At 52.5% G+C, this 16,799-nt stretch carries 12 protein-coding genes; 4 read left to right on the top strand and 8 right to left on the bottom strand.

Annotated elements, in window-relative coordinates; all coding sequences use genetic code 11:
- A partial coding sequence (locus AXA67_11140) for an ATPase P (GenBank protein KXJ40399.1) occupies positions 1 to 2,219 on the top strand: 2,219 nt, incomplete at its 5' end.
- Between the two features lie 364 nt (positions 2,220 to 2,583).
- Here the strand turns inward: AXA67_11140 and AXA67_11135 are convergent.
- Positions 2,584 to 2,931, bottom strand: coding sequence for a hypothetical protein (locus AXA67_11135; GenBank protein ID KXJ40398.1), 348 nt, complete (start codon positions 2,929 to 2,931; stop codon positions 2,584 to 2,586).
- 135 nt (positions 2,932 to 3,066) lie between these two features.
- Between AXA67_11135 and AXA67_11130 the strand changes: the two genes are divergently transcribed.
- Complete coding sequence (locus tag AXA67_11130; GenBank protein ID KXJ40409.1) at positions 3,067 to 4,347, top strand: hypothetical protein; 1,281 nt, start codon at positions 3,067 to 3,069, stop codon at positions 4,345 to 4,347.
- A 28-nt stretch (positions 4,348 to 4,375) separates the two neighbouring features.
- Here the strand turns inward: AXA67_11130 and AXA67_11125 are convergent, their stop codons facing one another.
- The 6 genes from AXA67_11125 to AXA67_11100 form a co-directional block, all read right to left on the bottom strand.
- Entirely contained in the window at positions 4,376 to 6,241 is a 1,866-nt protein-coding gene (locus AXA67_11125) for a hypothetical protein (protein ID KXJ40397.1), read from the bottom strand.
- 747 nt (positions 6,242 to 6,988) lie between these two features.
- The gene (locus tag AXA67_11120; GenBank protein ID KXJ40396.1) at positions 6,989 to 7,732 is read right to left on the bottom strand and encodes a hypothetical protein; all 744 of its coding nucleotides are present in this window, start codon (positions 7,730 to 7,732) and stop codon (positions 6,989 to 6,991) included.
- A gap of 195 nt (positions 7,733 to 7,927) precedes the next feature.
- The gene (locus AXA67_11115; GenBank protein ID KXJ40395.1) at positions 7,928 to 9,232 is read right to left on the bottom strand and encodes a hypothetical protein; all 1,305 of its coding nucleotides are present in this window, start codon (positions 9,230 to 9,232) and stop codon (positions 7,928 to 7,930) included.
- 238 nt (positions 9,233 to 9,470) lie between these two features.
- Positions 9,471 to 10,343, bottom strand: a complete 873-nt coding sequence (locus tag AXA67_11110) for a UTP--glucose-1-phosphate uridylyltransferase (protein ID KXJ40394.1) — start codon at positions 10,341 to 10,343, stop codon at positions 9,471 to 9,473.
- Positions 10,333 to 10,974 (bottom strand): adenylyl-sulfate kinase, encoded by a 642-nt coding sequence (locus AXA67_11105; GenBank protein KXJ40393.1) that lies wholly within the window; start codon positions 10,972 to 10,974, stop codon positions 10,333 to 10,335. The genes AXA67_11110 and AXA67_11105 overlap by 11 nt, the downstream gene beginning before the upstream one ends.
- A gap of 72 nt (positions 10,975 to 11,046) precedes the next feature.
- Positions 11,047 to 13,095, bottom strand: a complete 2,049-nt coding sequence (locus tag AXA67_11100; protein ID KXJ40408.1) for an excinuclease ABC subunit B — start codon at positions 13,093 to 13,095, stop codon at positions 11,047 to 11,049.
- Between the two features lie 110 nt (positions 13,096 to 13,205).
- On the opposite strand from AXA67_11100, the gene AXA67_11095 reads away from it, so the two are divergent.
- Positions 13,206 to 14,393, top strand: a complete 1,188-nt coding sequence (locus AXA67_11095) for an aspartate aminotransferase (protein ID KXJ40392.1) — start codon at positions 13,206 to 13,208, stop codon at positions 14,391 to 14,393.
- A gap of 83 nt (positions 14,394 to 14,476) precedes the next feature.
- Here AXA67_11095 and AXA67_11090 read toward each other — a convergent pair whose 3' ends face one another.
- Positions 14,477 to 15,349 carry a hypothetical protein gene (locus tag AXA67_11090; protein KXJ40391.1) on the bottom strand — a complete coding sequence of 291 codons (873 nt, stop codon included), beginning with the start codon at positions 15,347 to 15,349 and terminating at the stop codon, positions 14,477 to 14,479.
- Between the two features lie 255 nt (positions 15,350 to 15,604).
- Between AXA67_11090 and AXA67_11085 the strand changes: the two genes are divergently transcribed.
- Positions 15,605 to 16,759: a hypothetical protein gene (locus AXA67_11085; protein ID KXJ40407.1), complete on the top strand. Its 1,155-nt coding sequence runs from the start codon at positions 15,605 to 15,607 to the stop codon at positions 16,757 to 16,759.
- Positions 16,760 to 16,799: the final 40 nt, after the last annotated feature.

The following is a 16,799-nucleotide window of genomic DNA, read 5'->3' as shown; positions in this document are numbered from 1 at the left end:
CGATTCTGGAAAATCTGGCCAGCGCCAGGCCGCAGATCATCGAGAAAAAGCCGGTCGATCCCAACGCCCCGGTGGTGGAAACCCAGTTCGCCGTCGAGGGCATGACCTGCGCTTCCTGCGCCCTGCTGATCGAAATGCTGTTGAAACGCGACCCGCGCATCCGCGAGGTTCAGATCAACTTCGCCAGCGAAACCGCCACCGTCTGCGGGGCGTTATCGAAGGAAGACATCTACCGCCTGATCGCAAAGCTCGGTTACCGCGCCCATCCCCTCGACACCCTGAGCCAGCGCAAGCTGCTGATGGAACGCGAGCGCCGCCGCATCGAGGAGGCCAGGCGCCGTTTCGTCCGGTCCGCGCTGCTGAGCGCCCCGGCGATCCTCATCGCCATGGCCATGCCCAAAGCGCGGATCTGGCATTGGATTCAGTTTTTCCTCACCACCCCGGTGGTCTTCGGCAGCGGCCGGCCCTTCTTCGACAAGGCCATCGCCCTGGCCAGGCAGCGCCGTGCCAACATGGACACCCTGGTGGCTCTGGGCACCGGCGCCGCCTACGGCTACAGCGTTCCGGCCCTGCTGCTGGGGCGTCACCGCGAGCTGTACTTCGAGGCCGCCGCCGGCATCATCACCTTCGTCCTTCTGGGCCGCTGGCTGGAGGAGAAGGCCAAGGGCCAGGCCCACGAGGCCATCTTCAAGCTTCTGGACCTGCAGCCGGAAACCGCCACCCGGATCAGGGACGGCAGGGAAGAGATCGTCCCCATCGATCAGGTCCAGGTGGGCGACGTTCTCCTGGTCCGTCCCGGCGAGCGCATCCCCACCGACGGCGAGGTGATCGAAGGCGCCACCACGGTGGACGAGTCCATGCTCACCGGCGAGTCGATGCCGGTGGTGAAAAACCCGGGCGATAAGGTCATCGGCGGCTGCATCAACGGCCCCGGCGCCTTCAGGATGAAGGCGACCGCGGTGGGGCCGGACACGGTGCTGGCCGGCATCGTCCAGCTGGTGGATCAGGCCCAGGCCAGTAAGCTGCCGATCCAGAAGACCGTGGACAGGATCTCCGCGGTGTTCGTGCCCACGGTGATGGGCATCTCCGCCCTGACCTTCGGCGGCTGGCTGGCGGCCGGGGCGCGTTTCACCACCGCCCTCGGCAACGCCATCTCGGTGCTGCTGATCGCCTGCCCCTGCGCCCTAGGGCTGGCCACCCCGGCGGCGATCATGGTTGGCACCGGCCAGGCGGCCCGGCGCGGCATCTACATCAAGAACGGTGAGAGCCTGGAACTGGCCGCCCACCTGACCGCCATCGTCTTCGACAAGACCGGCACCCTAACCGAAGGCAGGCCGGAAGTGGTGGATTTCCTCAACCTGAGCGATCGGGTCAACGACCGCACCCTGCTGGCCTGGATCGGCGGGGCCGAAGCCCAGTCGGAACATTTTCTTGCCCGCGCCATCGTCGAGTATGTCCGGGATCAGGCCATCGATCCGGCGCCGGTTCAGGATTTCACCATGCAACCGGGAGAGGGGGTCGCCGCACGGGTGGACGGCCACCGCCTGCTGATCGGCAACCAGGCCTGGCTGGCGCGCCACGAGGTGTCGCTGGAGGGACTGGAATGCACCGTGGAGCGCCTCGCCGGCGAGGGCAAGACCCCGGTGTTCGTCGCCGTAGACGGTCGGCCGGCGGCGCTCATCGGCATCGCCGACCAACCCCGGCCCAACGCCCGCGCCGCCATCGAACGCTTGCACCGAATGGGCATCCGCACCCTGATGGTGACCGGCGACGTGGAAGCCGCCGCCCGTTTCGTCGCCCGCCAGGTGGGCATCGACGAGGTGGTAGCCCACGCCAAACCCGAGGACAAGCTCAGGATCATCCGCCAGCTGCAGACCGAAGGCGAGAAGGTGGGCATGATCGGCGACGGCATCAACGACGCCCCGGCCCTGGCGGCCGCCGACGTCAGCTTCGCCGTCGGCGGTGGCACCGATATCGCCATCCATGCGGCCGACATCACCCTGGTCCAGGGCGACATCGACAAGGTCGCCGACGCCATCGACATCTCCGCCTTCACCCTGAGGGTCATCCGCCAGAACCTGGCCTGGGCCTTCGGTTACAACACCGTGGCGATTCCAGTGGCGGCCCTGGGCAAGCTCAATCCCATGATCGCATCAAGCGCGATGGCGCTCAGTTCGGTGTCGGTGGTGCTCAATTCCCTGCGGTTGCAGCGCCGGTGAATATGGGATTCACCACAGCGGGGCGGCGGGCATCGCTGATGTTCTGCTCACCACCCTGGGGGCTAAACCATGTGGCGGCGGCGGTTAGGGAATCCGTGATGTGGTCCGGAAGTCCCTGTCCGTGCGGTCGTGGATGTGGCTGATCGCTTGGTCCAGGTGGCCGATGAAGTCGATCTGCTGCCAGTGGCGGACATCGCCGCGCTGCCGTAAGCGTTGCAACACGGTGGCCAGCATCTGGGGATCGATGCGCTCGGCGGTGATAGTCGAATCTGCCGGGGCAAAATCAATGTCCTGACGTTATATTGTATGCAGATACAATGGTAAACATGTTCCTGAGCAAATTCGGATTTTGGCGCAGGAATATTTAGACGTGGCTGCGAAGCCTAGTAGCTAGAATCTCCATCACATAGAGGGAAAAGTAGGGGTTTTGCCGGACTAGAAACAGGAAACGGTTTTCGTCCACCGGTATCAGATTGCAGTGGGTTTTTGCTATGGCGGTGGCGCTTCGGGGCTCATTGCCGATCAGGGCCATTTCACCGAAAAGATCTCCGGGTTTTAGGGTCCTGATCAGATTTTTACCGTTGTGTATTTCTACTTCACCGGATTGAATCAAATACATTTCAATACCCGCCTCTCCAGCTTTGAAGATGATTTCTCCCGGGCGATACTGCTTCAACGCAGCATATTCTTCGAATAGTTCCTGCAAGGTCATGAGGCTTCTCTTGGTTATTCTTAGCTGTTAATAACTTATTTGGCATGTTTCTACAACCCTTGATTTGCTGGCTACAGAAGGGCCATACTGAGAGCACTTTTGTTCTGGGGATTGACCTTGGCTATAGCTTCGTCAATTGTAAATTCTGAGCACCAGGGTTTGCGGGTGGCTTTTATCTCCACTCGTATTGCTGGCAAGGATGGAGTTTCCCTGGAGGTCGAGAAGTGGGCTGCGGTACTCGGACGTTTGGGTGCTGAATGTTTTTATATCGCAGGAGAATGTGACCGGCCTCGTGAGTGCAGTGCAACAATTCCTGCAGCGCATTTTAATCATCCGGAAATTGTTGAAATTACCCGCCAGGCTTTCGGTGGTGCCGGGAAGCGTGGGGTGAATCTGACCAGTCAGATTTTTCGCCTTGCCAAGGAAATCCGTGATCCACTCAAACAGGTTCTGGAGCGTTTTGAAGTGGATGTGGTGATTGCCGAGAATGCCTTGACCATTCCCATGAACATCCCCTTGGGCATTGCTCTTGTCTGGACCTTAGAAGAACTAGGTTTGGGTTGCATAGCTCACCATCACGATTTTTACTGGGAACGCGAGCGTTATTTGGATAGTTCTGTCGATGACCTGTTGCGCTATGCTTTTCCGCCTTCGCTATCCAAAATCCAACATGTGGTCATCAATCAGATGGCAGCTGAAGAGTTCAGCCGTCGCACCGGTCTTTATTGCCGCATCGTTCCCAATGTCATGGATTTTAGCCATCCACCATTACCGGCGGATGATTATGCCAAGAGTTTACGGCAGCAGCTTGGTATGGTTAACGATGAGCTGTTAGTTTTGCAGCCTACCAGAGTGGTAGAGCGCAAAGGCATTGAGCATTCCATCGAGTTGGTGCGAAGATTGGGAAATGCTCGCTTGGTGATTAGCCACGCCAGTGGTGATGAAGGGATGGCCTATGCCAATTTCCTTCGGTTATTCTCAGGGACCATGGGGGTGAATCTTATTTTTGCCGATCATTGGTTGCGCGATGAACGTGGCACGGGATCCGATGGGACCCGCTTCTTCACGCTGGAAGATTTCTACCGGGAAGCTGACTTGGTGGCTTATCCTTCAGAATATGAAGGTTTTGGTAATGCTTTTCTTGAGGCGATCTACTATCAGAAACCAATCTTTTGCAAACGTTACGCTGTATTTCGTACAGATATTGAACCATGCGGTTTCAATGTGGCCGCCTTTGATGATTTTGTTACCCGTGATACCGTGGCTCAAGTGGAGACTATGTTGACCAGCCCTGACCTGCCGAAGATTTTGGAACACAATTACCAAACCGCCAAGCATTACTTTAGCTACGAAGTCCTGGAAGAAGAGCTGCGGCCCCTGTTACGCCGCGCTTCATTAGCTACCCGTTCTCGTTAAATGCCACTTTTTCCCAACAGAGTTCAGGTTACGGCAGAGGCCTAAGCGTGGTACGCATGACGTCCACTATATAATGATAAGCGTCCACGGTTTCCGGACCATTGTCGTTCGGCTCGCCGGGTACATTTGAGCGCGAGATGAGAAAGTACAAATCCACGCCCTGGCCATCGTCACTTACCCGGGTGTAGCGGTCAATCAGCAGCGGCGCGTAACCACTGACGGTGCGCCAGGGGATGCCAGCTTTTCGGCAGTGAGGGGTTGTCGGCAACATACCACTATCGGGGTCCGGTGGCACCGGCAGTGGGCGGAAATGGTGCTCGGACGGGAGATTGCCGTTGTGACGCCCGGGCGTCACGGCCACATTCCAGATCCAGGGGCGCCATGGGTCGCCGGTCACAAGTACCGTGCCCAGATCGGCATCCAGCGGTTGACCGTCCTCGGTGATGCCTTTATAGGCAGGGGACAACAGCATGACCAGACGGTCTATTCGTTTCCCGTCGGCCAGCGTTTGTTTGACATGAATAGGTTTAGGGTAGCCCACGCCAGCCGAAGTGAGGGAAGTGCCGCAGGCGTTTTCGAAGCGGGTATAGTTGCTGAGATCGCCAGCCACGATAATGGCCTTGGCATCGGCTTCTGACGTGCTCCAGCAGCGCTTTCCCCGGGAAACATAGTCCGTGCCGGCGAAATACCGAGGGCTGATGTGGTACTTGTCGTTGTTGGCGGCTTTCAGCAGATCCGCCCGTGAGACAAATGCCAGATAGACGTCACTGGCTTTCCACAGGCCGGTGCCGAACAGAAGCATACCCCGCGTGTCGTCTGTTTCCGGCAATGGTAGCTTGCAGGGACCGGAACGGACCGGGTCTTGATAGTCACGGGCATCGACTTCAAGCCCAAAGGCATGGATGAATTTAGCCAAGGGGCCGCCTTGAGAGAAGGGTTTGCCGTTGTTTATTACGGTCCAATTCAAGCCATTATCATGACTCACGGCAATATAGGAACGAGCATTAAGTAGATCTTCCATGTTTTGGATACCCGCTACCATAAAGATTTTGTCATCTATCGTCCACGCACCGGTAGGCGTTGTGTTCGGGTACTTTTGCACACAGGCGGGAGCGGGGAGCTGACGCAATATCTTCGGCAATTTGTCCTCGGGTATTTTTTGCTCCTCCATTTCCTTGAGTAAGCCTTTCTCTATTTCTTTTTCTCCGGCGTGGATACCATCGAGATAGACAGGGCGGAATCCGAGAGGGTCGGCCTGTTCACAAACCCTTGGCAGGCTTTTTTCCTCATTGCGATAAACATGAAATAGTTGCACGCCGTCGGTGGGATCGTCATCGGCAGAGAGACCGATGGCATCGCCTTCGAACGGTCCTTTGGGACCATAGAAGAATTCACCGTAATCGAGTTCGGGGTTAGGCGGGAATTTGCGTACCTGCCCGGTCTTATTCAGATATGCCAGATCGAGCTGATCGGTGTCACCGAACAAATAAAGGGTCAATTCCCGTCCTTCGGTACTGGTATCGGGGAGGGTAACTGGCAGGCCCAGATCAGTGCCCCAAAGGATATCTCCCCCAGCAAATTTTGAACGTATATAGCTTGGAAAGCTGGACTGCTCCCTGATTTCGCCGTAGCCAATCAGGGTGTTGACGAAGACTGTATTTTCCACTGTATAACGTTCTCCGGCCGCGGGTTCGGCTAGCGTCAACTTAAATGTCATAGGATGGCGATGAACCCTCTGTAAGCGAGCAAGGTAGTATTGTTGCCGGCTGTTAGGAAACCGGACCTCGACTGAAGGCAATAAAACATTGCCTGTTTGAAGATCGTAACTCGGCAACGCGGCTTGGACGGTTGCCGTTTTTTGACATTTCCTGGCCGAGACTAGCGCCAATGTCATCGGTGACTTGCTTGGTATCCGTTTTAGATGAGCGGTATAGAGTGACGAACCAGCGCGAACCAGGGGTAAATGGAGTTCATTGGCATTCACACGATAGACGGGCATCGATTCTGCGCACTCTCCCGCCAGAGTATCTTGATTCGAATTCATTGCCTGTATTTGACCGCTGAAAATAGCCGCCAATGCTAATGAACAAGGCTTATAAGCAGAAAATTGATTAAGCATGTCTCACCTTGTAGGGAGTTTCACCAGCAAGTGTGAAATAATTTATTTACTTATTTTAGCCAATCTGGCATCAAGAACCATGAGTGTATAATGACACTGCTTGGTGCTTTGTTCGTATGAGGAGTGTCTCGATGGGAACCTTGTTTTGGATCTTGGTAGGCGCATTTATTGGCTGGAATTTCCCCCAGCCTTGGTGGGCGCGTTTTCTGCAAGAAAAATTGCTTATCCTCTTGAAGGAAAAACTGAGAGATGTTTAAAAAAAAAAATCAGATAGGCCATGCCCACCATTGGAGTTGGCAAATTATGATAGGACAATAGAAAAAACGCGGAATCAATGCTCCCCTGATTCCGCGTTTTTTAATTTTCATGCCCCTAAAGATTCGACAGTGTTCCGGTCTTCCTGCCGTGAACTCTACGACAGTGTTTGACGGCTATCGTCCAGACCACTAACAGCCATGGCGGGAAGACCGGAGCAACTGGGTTCTGTAAAGGCAAGTTAATTTCGTTTTCAAAGGCTTATTGTTATCCGTTCATGCTTGGATTATTCGAATCATCCATTGATTTATCATCAGATTGCGTGCCATCTGTTGAAGGATCATCCATCTCATCTTGATTATCGCTGTCAGAATCTTTATTGGATTCATCGCTCGAATCAGTTTCGTGGTCATCGATCTCCCCATCGTGATTGAGATCGCCATCCACTTCGCCATCACCATCTTTATCCGATTCGTCTTCCCCTTCGCTTATCTTGATGCGCGAGGTGGCTACCAGCCCCTGGAAACCATGAAACCAATCATTGATGTTCTCTGGATCGCCGCCAGGAATCGTCATGACCAAGGCAAGTTGGTAAGGGCCAGCTGGAATCGATGCCAGGGTTGAACAGGGCAGGCGGAATAACGGATGTTCGCGTTTATCGCCGTCTTCGGCCTGGAGTTTATCAGCCAATAACTCTCGCAGGTTCCATGAGGAGTAGCTGGTCTGCCCGCTGTCGTTGTTGCTAGGGAAAGCCACCACTATATGAGCATCGGCATTGCCTTGCCAGAAGGCCTTCAATTTACGGGGAATTTTGACTTTAATGGATAACTGATCATTAATACATTTTTTAAGGTTAACAACATGTTTGGTGGCAACAATCAACCCCCTTTGACGGCCGGGCTTAAATTTATCTTCCCCTTTCGCTTGGGCCGGCAACGAAACCACGCTTAGCGAGAATGCAAAGAAGGTAGCGGCAAAGACGCCAGTGCGAATGAATCGAGATGTTTTCATTCAAGATGCTCCTATCTGAAAGTTAATTTATTTGTTTTCCAGGACTATTAATCTCCGGAACCAAGCTAAATATAGTCAATGCGTGGAAAATTTTAAGGAGTGAAAATCATTTTTGTGAGAAATATCGCACAAACTCATGGCGAAAACGGTGAAGCGGCAATCCTTTTCGAAGGAGAATTGCCGCGCTAAGCAAAATTACTGGAGCTGCAAGGGACCGCTTTCCCCAGTGCTTAGGGTAAAAATGCCATAATCCAAACTATTATCACCGGTGCTGAAAAAAGCCGTACGCTGACGATCGACACTCATGGTAATCGTGGGCGTTAAAAACCCACCCCCAAGGCCCTGAGAAAACTCACTGATAAGATTGCCGGGCACTGTCCCGTTACCATCATCGGCAAACCGGCAGCGAAGGATTCTGGTGGTACTGGATGAATCCCCGGGGGAGTTTGGATCCACGTTGATGCTAACCGCGGTAAGCATAACCATCACGTCGCCTTGTCCTCCCTGGCCATTCCATCTCACTTCCAACGGGGCGTTAGGGTTGAGCGTGGCTGTTCCAGACAGCAAGTTCGGGGAGGTGACGGATAAAGGCGCAATGCGCAATCTGGTTTTGAATGGTCCGACATCTGGACCTCCCGGCCCAGACAATGTGTAGGTTGCTTCGGATTGGAAAAAAGATTCTGGCAGGTCAGTGCGGTAGGTCAACAATCCGAGCGAGGCAGAGTTGGCATCCTGCGGCACCGGTACGCTACCTGCTTTACTTGAGGCAAAGGTTAATTGCGGACCGGCATCAAGAAAAGAAGTCTCACAGGCGGGAGGCGTAGGTTCTACGGAAGGAATATTGGAATCTACTTTGATGATTCTGCATTCGTCGATTTTTTGATCTCGGGCTAGATCGCTCAACTCTTCGGAACTGACTTTTTTTAAATCCGGGTTGATGCAAATTTCTAGAAAACTGCCGCTGACCGATTTGTTTGTTGAAACATTAACCGGAATACCCAAAGTACCACCACTCGCTGATTTAATGGCCGACGCTGATATCGATCCTATGCGTAAATTTTTGCCGTCGCTGGAAGCAGGTGGCGACACGAAAAATGATTGAATATCCAAGGAGATAAACTCCAAGGTGCCGGGTTTGGTCAGAGCACCGGCTAACCGCCAAGCGCCTGGGGTTAATTGGAATGGCAGTTTGCCCAGATCCGAAAGCCGGATGGGATTAACCTTCAATCCCGAACGTATCGTAAAGTGGGGCAACCACGGTTTAAGTTTCGTGTTCCAGTTTGGAAATTCATATATTTTTCCACTTGGAGAGACCAAGGCAACATGAACATCAGCCACAACGGGTTGACTGCCACCTTGACCTGACACCCAGAATGATGGAAAAGTCTCGCTTTCGCTGGAAACGATTGTGCTATCGAGGAAGACGCCGATAGTCGGTCCTGCCTTAGCTAGGGTTGAAAAAATAAACAACAAGCCTAGTAAGAAAATTTTTTTATTCATTTAATTTCTCCTTTCCCTTCCTTAAAGCATGAGAATGTAATAATTAAAGAAATCAGATACATTTGCCAACATGCCATGTAAGTAGCTCAAAGAAGGAAGATTTTCAATTGTAGTTTTAAAAATTAGGAATGTAAATTTTCCCTTGACTTTTCAGCCTTCGAGAAAAATGAAAGTTTTCTAAGACAAAAGGATTGCTAATTTAGGAACCCACTTGTGGGAAGGAGCTATCTTTTGAGGCTCAATCTAGGTTAAGGGATTTAAGATAGGCTCGGAACTCTTGTGCAACTTCTGGGTGGCGCAAGGCATGATCTATGGTAGCTTCCAGATATCCCAATTTAGAACCGCAGTCATAACGTTTGCCTTGGAAGCGGTAAGCGTAAACCATTTCGTGATGCAGCAATTTGGCAATGGCGTCGGTGAGTTGGATTTCTCCGCCAGCGCCCTTGCCCACGGTTTCCAATAATTCGAAGATTTTTGGAGTGAGGATATAGCGGCCAACGACACCCAAATTGGAAGGCGCATCTTCGGGTTTAGGTTTTTCGACAATGCCTTCGATGGAAGCCACTCGGTTTTCCATTTCCGGCGTGGCTACAATGCCATAACTTTCCGTGGCGTTCCTGGGGACTTCTTCCACGCCCAGTACGGAGCGGCCATGGAAGTTATAAATTTCCACCATTTGTTTCAGGCAAGGGTTGTCCTTGTTCTCGATCAGATCATCCGCCAAAAGGACGGCAAAAGGTTCATTGCCCACCACGGGTTTGGCGCATAGTACCGCATGCCCCAGCCCCAGGGCTTCTGCCTGGCGGATATAAACACAATTGACGCCTCTGGGTGGAATCGCCCGAATCATTTCCAGTTTTTCTGTTTTTCCCCGTTCTTCCAGTTCGTGTTCCAATTCGTAAGCTTTGTCGAAGTGATCGGCAATGGAGCGTTTGTTCCGGCCAGTGACAAACACCATCAGCTCGATGCCAGCGGCGGCGGCTTCTTCCACGGCATATTGAATCAGGGGTTTGTCCACCACTGGAAGCATTTCCTTGGGGTTGGCTTTAGTGGCAGGTAGAAATCTGGTGCCTAAACCGGCGACGGGAAATACAGCTTTTTTAACTTTCACGAATTCGCTCCCAACGTTGTTCGGATTCGGGGACTAAGGTAATTTTTTTGTTTTTTTCCAGATAATCCAGGATTTGGCGGGCACATTCATCTAAGGGGTCGGTGCCAGTTTTGACTATAATTTCAGGGTTCTCTGGCGCTTCATAGGGAGAGGAGATGCCGGTGAAATCCTTGATTTCTCCCCGCCGGGCTTTTTGGTAAAGCCCTTTCACGTCCCGCTGCTCGCACACCTCGAGGGGAGTATCGCAAAAGATTTCTATAAAGTCCCCTTCCTCCACCAAAGAACGCACCATGTCCCGGTCGCTGCGGAATGGAGAGATAAATGCTGTCAAGGCGATGACGCCTGCGTCAATGAACAGTTTACTCATCTCCCCAATGCGGCGGATATTTTCATGCCGGTCTTCTGGGCCAAACCCGAGATCCGAACATAACCCATGACGGACATTGTCACCATCGAATACAAAGGTGCGGCAACCGCGCAAGAACAAAAGTTCTTCCACCCGGTGAGCGAGGGTGGATTTCCCCGCGCCGGAAAGTCCGGTAAACCATAAAATAAAGCTGCGGTGGCCGTTAAGTTTTTCCCGGTCCTGGCGAGTGACTGTGGCGTGGTGCCAGCGAATATTTTTGTTCATCTAACGTGACTTTTGAGTTGTGATCAGAATCGGATAAGTTCAGCATTTTATACTAAATACCCCAATTTAGGCTTAACCTAATACCGCAAATTCCTTTTTTAGCTGGGTGATTTGATCGCGGAGCTGAGCTGCTTGCTCAAATTCCAGCTCGCGGGCGTGGGCGTACATTTCTTCTTCCAATTGCTTGATCAGCTTGGCCGCTTCTTTTGGGGATTTGAATTTGCGCCGGTATTCAACGCTTTCCTCGGCTACTTTGGACTTGGGCTTGGCATAACCTGCCCCGGGCACGGGTACTTCGAGAATATCATCCAGGGAGCGGGTGGCGCTCCGTGGGGTGATGCCGTGTTGTTGGTTATAGGCGATTTGCTTCTGGCGGCGGCGCTCGGTTTCCTCGATGGCTTGCTGCATCGATTTAGTCATGGTGTCGGCATAGAGAATAGCCTTGCCATGGACATTGCGGGCGGCGCGGCCGATGGTCTGGATCAGGGAAACCGTCGAGCGGAGGAATCCCTCTTTGTCAGCATCGAGAATTGCCACCAGCGAAACTTCTGGCATATCCAGGCCCTCGCGCAGCAAGTTGATACCCACCAGGCAATCGAATTCTCCCCGGCGCAGATCCTGGATGATTTCCACCCGTTCCACCGTATCGATATCCGAATGCAAATAACGCACCTGCACGCCATGATCCATTAAGTAGTCGGTCAAATCTTCCGCCATCCGTTTGGTGAGGGTAGTGACCAGTACCCGTTCGTCCTTGGCCGCGCGCAGATTGATCTCCGACAACAAATCATCCACTTGGGTGACTGCGGGGCGCACTTCCACTTCCGGGTCCACCAGCCCGGTGGGCCGGACGACTTGTTCCACCACGGCGCTGGAATGTTCCCGTTCGTAAGGGCCGGGGGTGGCGGAGACATAAATGCGGCGGGGAGCCTTGGCTTCGAATTCTTCGAAAGTCATAGGGCGGTTGTCCAGGGCCGAGGGCAGGCGGAAGCCGTATTCCACCAGGGTTTCCTTGCGCGAGCGGTCGCCCCGGTACATGGCGCGGATTTGCGGGATGGTGACGTGGCTTTCGTCAACGAACAGAACGGCGTCGTCGGGCAAGTAATCGAACAAGGTGGGAGGCGGTTCGCCCGGTGCTCTGCCAGACAAATAGCGGGAATAATTTTCAATGCCGGAACAATAACCCACCTCTAAAATCATTTCCAGGTCGAAGCGGGTCCGCTGTTCCAGCCGTTGGGCTTCCACCAGTTTGTTGAGTTTTTGTAGTTCCGCCAGGCGCTGGCGCAATTCCTCGCGGATAGCGTCGATGGCGTTTAATAAGGTTTGCCGGGGGGTGACGTAGTGGGTTTTGGGATAGACGGTATAACGGGCGATGGGGCTGATGATTTCGCCGGTCAAAGGGTCGAACAGGCTCATCCGTTCGATTTCGTCGTCGAACAATTCCACCCGCAGCGCTTCCCGTTCGGATTCCGCCGGAAAGATGTCGATCACATCGCCCCGCACCCGGAAGGTGCCGCGGCGCAGTTCGGTATCGTTACGGGTGTACTGCAGTTCCGCCAGGCGGCGCACCATTTTGCGCTGATCGATGAGATCGCCGCGTACCAGATGCATCACCATTTCAAAATAAGAAGCCGGCTCCCCCAAGCCATAAATGGAAGAGACGGTGGCCACGATCACCGTGTCGCGCCGTTCCAGCAGCGCCTTGGTGGCGGACAGGCGCATTTGCTCGATGTGTTCGTTGAGGGAGGCGTCTTTTTCTATATAAGTGTCCGACGCCGGCATGTAGGCTTCCGGTTGATAATAATCGTAATAGGAGACGAAATATTCCACCGAATTTTCCGGAAAGAACATTTTCATCTCGCCGTACAGCTGCGCCGCCAGGGTTTTGTTGGGCGCCAGGATCAGGGCGGGGCGCTGCAGTTCCTGGATCACATGAGCCATGGTAAAGGTTTTGCCGCTGCCGGTGACGCCCAGCAGGGTTTGGTGAAGCTCGCCATGGTTAAAGCCATCAACCAGCTGGCGGATGGCCTGGGACTGATCTCCAGCCGGCTTGAAACTACTATGAAGCCGGAATTTTTTTGCCGCAGAAGGATTCAGCGCGCGCCTGCCATCGGTTATCATGTTATCTGGTGTTTGGCCCTCTTCCTGGGCTTGTTTATATAATGCTCGCCGCTTACTGATACCGGTGGGTTTCATTTGATGAATTCTCTTGCAGATTAAAGGCAGCTTTCATGACCATACCACTTTCTCAACGCGTCCAGCGAATCAAACCCTCTCCTACCCTGGCAATAACCGCCCGCGCCGCCGCCATGCGCGCCGCTGGCAAGGATGTTATCGGTCTCGGCGCCGGCGAGCCGGATTTCGATACCCCTGATCATATCAAACAGGCTGCCATTAAGGCCATCGAAGCGGGAATGACCAAATACACCCCGGTGGATGGTATCCCCTCTTTGAAACAGGCCATTATCGACAAGTTCCGCCGGGACAATGATTTGAATTATGAGCTGGATCAAATCCTGGTGTCCTGCGGCGGCAAGCAGAGTTTTTATAATCTTGCCCAGGCGTTGCTGGACGAGGGGGACGAGGTCATCATCCCCGCGCCATATTGGGTGTCCTATCCCGATATGGTGCTGCTGGCCGATGCCAAGCCAGTGATTGTCGCTGCCGGTCAAGATCAAAAATTCAAGATTACGCCGGGGCAGCTTGAAGCGGCGATTACCAACAAGACCAAGCTGTTTGTCCTCAACAGCCCCTCCAACCCCACCGGCCAGGCTTATACCCTCGATGAACTAAAAGCCTTGGCGGAAGTGCTGCTGAAACATCCCCAGGTGGTGATTGCCACCGATGATATGTACGAGCATATCGTCTGGAAAGAAGGCGGTTTTTGTAACATTCTCAACGCCTGCCCTGAATTATATGAGCGCACGTTGGTGCTCAATGGGGTTTCCAAAGCCTATTCCATGACCGGCTGGCGGATTGGCTACGCGGGCGGTCCCAAGACGGTTATCGCGGCGATGAAGAAAATTCAATCCCAAAGCACCTCCAACCCCACGTCCATTTCTCAAGTTGCCGCCCAATCCGCCTTGGAGGGCGACCAGTCCTGTATTGGAGAAATGCTGGAAGCCTTTAAACAGCGCCACGACGCGGTGGTGGAAAGCTTGAATCAAATCCCCGGCATCCATTGTTTGCCCACCGATGGCACCTTTTATGTTTTTCCCGATGTGACTGGCATGATTGATGCGCTCGATGGCATCGAAGACGATGTTGCCTTTGCGGAATACTTGATCGAGCAGGCTGGCGTGGCCCTGGTGCCCGGCACCGCATTCGGCGCTCCTGGCCATGTACGTATATCCATTGCCACCAGCATGGAAAATTTGCAAGGGGCATTGGAGCGGATTGCCAGGATAGCCAGGTCCTAACCGGTTATTCTGGCCCGTGGAATGAAGTTCGATACAGTTCGGTTTTAACTAATCACGAATAAACTGTTGATTTAAATATGACTTCAAGGTTTTCTCAATTCAATTATTGTATATGAAATAAAATATTCGCCGACAAATGGCAAGTTCATCAGTATTTTCCCTGCTAATTGCCGGATAGTTGAGCCGCTAAAACTATGATGCTCTAGACGATCAATGTTAAGTCCTGCTTCATGACACAATTGCCTAAACGTGGAAATATCAAGTTTATTGATGTATTTTTGTTCTTCAAAGGAAGACCAGGCTTTCCATTTATTGGGTTTTTTATTGCCATTTTCGTCTAGATCCCAATGGCGCGGTATGAACTCGGGTAAGTCATAAATCCGCTCTGCGGCTCTGAACATCGCTTCCTCGCCAAAGATAACATGCGCCCAGGGAATGGGAATCAGCGCTTCCATGTGTGGGCCCCATGGACCTTTATAAGGATACCATTCTACTAGACATTTTCCTCCTGGTTTTAAAACACGATACCATTCTTTTAAAATCTCACCTGGCATCATAATATGCTCCATACAGTCGAAAGCGACAATCAAATCAAAGCTATTATCATCAAAGGGTAGTTTTTCTGTATGGCTTTTTTTAAAGTTAATTTCTGTCCCTTTGGGAATTTCTAGTAATTTAAGCTTGTTATTTGCGTTATCGATAGCTTGCTGATTGATGTCCACGCCAGTTATCCGGGTTGCGCCTTGGGAGGCGAGGAAAAATGAGAGTTGCCCATCTCCACAGCCAAAATCTAATATGTTTTTGTTTTCCAACGCCGTATTACTAAAAGCTTTCCAACTTTTTGATAAGGACTCTGAGCGCCAAGCATCATAAGCCCCATAGTCAATGGTTTTCTCGGGAGGAGGTGGCATCAAGAATTTACTAAGTTCAAAACATATTTTTGCTTTAAAAGACATAGTGGATTTTCTGCTGAGTTATTCACAAGGAGTCATGTTTCCATATTATTCATGCGAGAACAAGATCTCCAAAAAGCGAATGATTGATCATAAAGGCTTTAATATTCCTTAAGAAAAATGATAGCCCAAAGCGCTGGGATAACTAAAGAGAGCTAATTATTGTTTTTGTGTTTTTGCCGCTACCAATCTTTTAGTAAGTGAGCTTGTCCATTGAAATATGATGTTGTGATTCTCGGTGCGGGTGCCGCCGGGCTGATGTGCGCCCTGACGGCGGGGCAACGGGGGCTCCGGGTGCTGGTGTTGGAGCGCGCCAACAAACCCGGCAAGAAAATCTTGATGTCCGGAGGCGGGAAATGCAATTTCACCAATTTGGAGGTGACGCCCGAGCACTATATTTCCGCCAACCCCCATTTTGTAAAATCCCCCTTGAATCAGTACAGCCAATGGGATTTCATCGTTTTGGTGGAAGAATACGGCATTGATTATTTTGAAAAGGAAATTGATGGCATCAAAACCGGTCAGTTGTTCTGCCGGGAATCCTCCAAGGCCATCTTGTCAATGCTGCTGCGTGAGTGTGAACAGATGGGCGTGGAAATTCGCACCCGGGTGGACATTACTTCGGTCGAACATCACGGCCGTTTCCGTCTCCAAATAGCAGAAGGCAGCATGACTGAAGCCAGATCCCTTGTCGTAGCGACAGGAGGATTGTCCGTACCTTCCCTTGGTGGCTCTGGATTTGGCTACAAAATCGCAGAGCAATTCGGCCACCTAATCGTGCCTCAAAGTCCTGCCTTGGTGCCCTATACTTTTACCGGCGAGCTCAAAACCTTCATGGAGACATTGTCTGGCATAGCAATCCCAGCCACAGTGGGCGTGGGCCAGCGGGCATTTCACGGCGGCATTCTTTTCACCCATCGAGGGTTGAGTGGCCCCGCCGTGCTCCAGAGTTCCAGTTACTGGCGGCCAGGCGATGCCATCAGCCTGGATTTATTACCAGGCAGGGCAATGGTGGAAGAATTGTCGCGGGCTAAAAATATTCATTCCCGCTGCCATTTAAAGACCGTATTGAGCCATTACTTGCCCAAGCAGTTGGTTGCCCGCCTTGAAAAACTGTGGTGGCCAGAAGTCGCTGGCAAATCCTTGGCTGAATGGTCCGGCAAACATTTGCGGGAAATTGCCGAAAGGCTCCATGACTGGCGGATCAAACCTGCGGCCACCGAAGGCTACCGCACCGCGGAAGTCACCCTGGGGGGCGTGGATACCCGTGAGCTTTCCTCCCAGACCATGGAAAGCCAAAAACAACCAAGGCTGTATTTCATCGGTGAAGTAGTGGATGTCACAGGGCACTTGGGTGGTTACAATTTTCAATGGGCCTGGTCGTCGGGTTTTGTAGCGGGGAAAGCCCTGTAGCATGCACAAAATATATATGCAGGAAGAGCAGATGGCAGTG

Origin of the sequence: Methylothermaceae bacteria B42 (genome assembly GCA_001566965.1) — a bacterium.
GTDB lineage: Bacteria > Pseudomonadota > Gammaproteobacteria > Methylococcales > Methylothermaceae > Methylohalobius.
This window is presented reverse-complemented; position numbering and strand designations above follow the sequence as displayed.

Coding starts and splice junctions, on each gene's coding strand:
- AXA67_11115 (KXJ40395.1), bottom strand. CDS start 9,232: ATGAATAAAAAAATTTTCTTACTAGGCTTGTTGTTTATTTTTTCAACC.
- AXA67_11085 (KXJ40407.1), top strand. CDS start 15,605: ATGTGCGCCCTGACGGCGGGGCAACGGGGGCTCCGGGTGCTGGTGTTG.
- AXA67_11120 (KXJ40396.1), bottom strand. CDS start 7,732: ATGAAAACATCTCGATTCATTCGCACTGGCGTCTTTGCCGCTACCTTC.
- AXA67_11095 (KXJ40392.1), top strand. CDS start 13,206: ATGACCATACCACTTTCTCAACGCGTCCAGCGAATCAAACCCTCTCCT.
- AXA67_11100 (KXJ40408.1), bottom strand. CDS start 13,095: ATGATAACCGATGGCAGGCGCGCGCTGAATCCTTCTGCGGCAAAAAAA.
- AXA67_11105 (KXJ40393.1), bottom strand. CDS start 10,974: ATGAACAAAAATATTCGCTGGCACCACGCCACAGTCACTCGCCAGGAC.
- AXA67_11135 (KXJ40398.1), bottom strand. CDS start 2,931: ATGACCTTGCAGGAACTATTCGAAGAATATGCTGCGTTGAAGCAGTAT.
- AXA67_11125 (KXJ40397.1), bottom strand. CDS start 6,241: ATGACATTGGCGCTAGTCTCGGCCAGGAAATGTCAAAAAACGGCAACC.
- AXA67_11090 (KXJ40391.1), bottom strand. CDS start 15,349: ATGTCTTTTAAAGCAAAAATATGTTTTGAACTTAGTAAATTCTTGATG.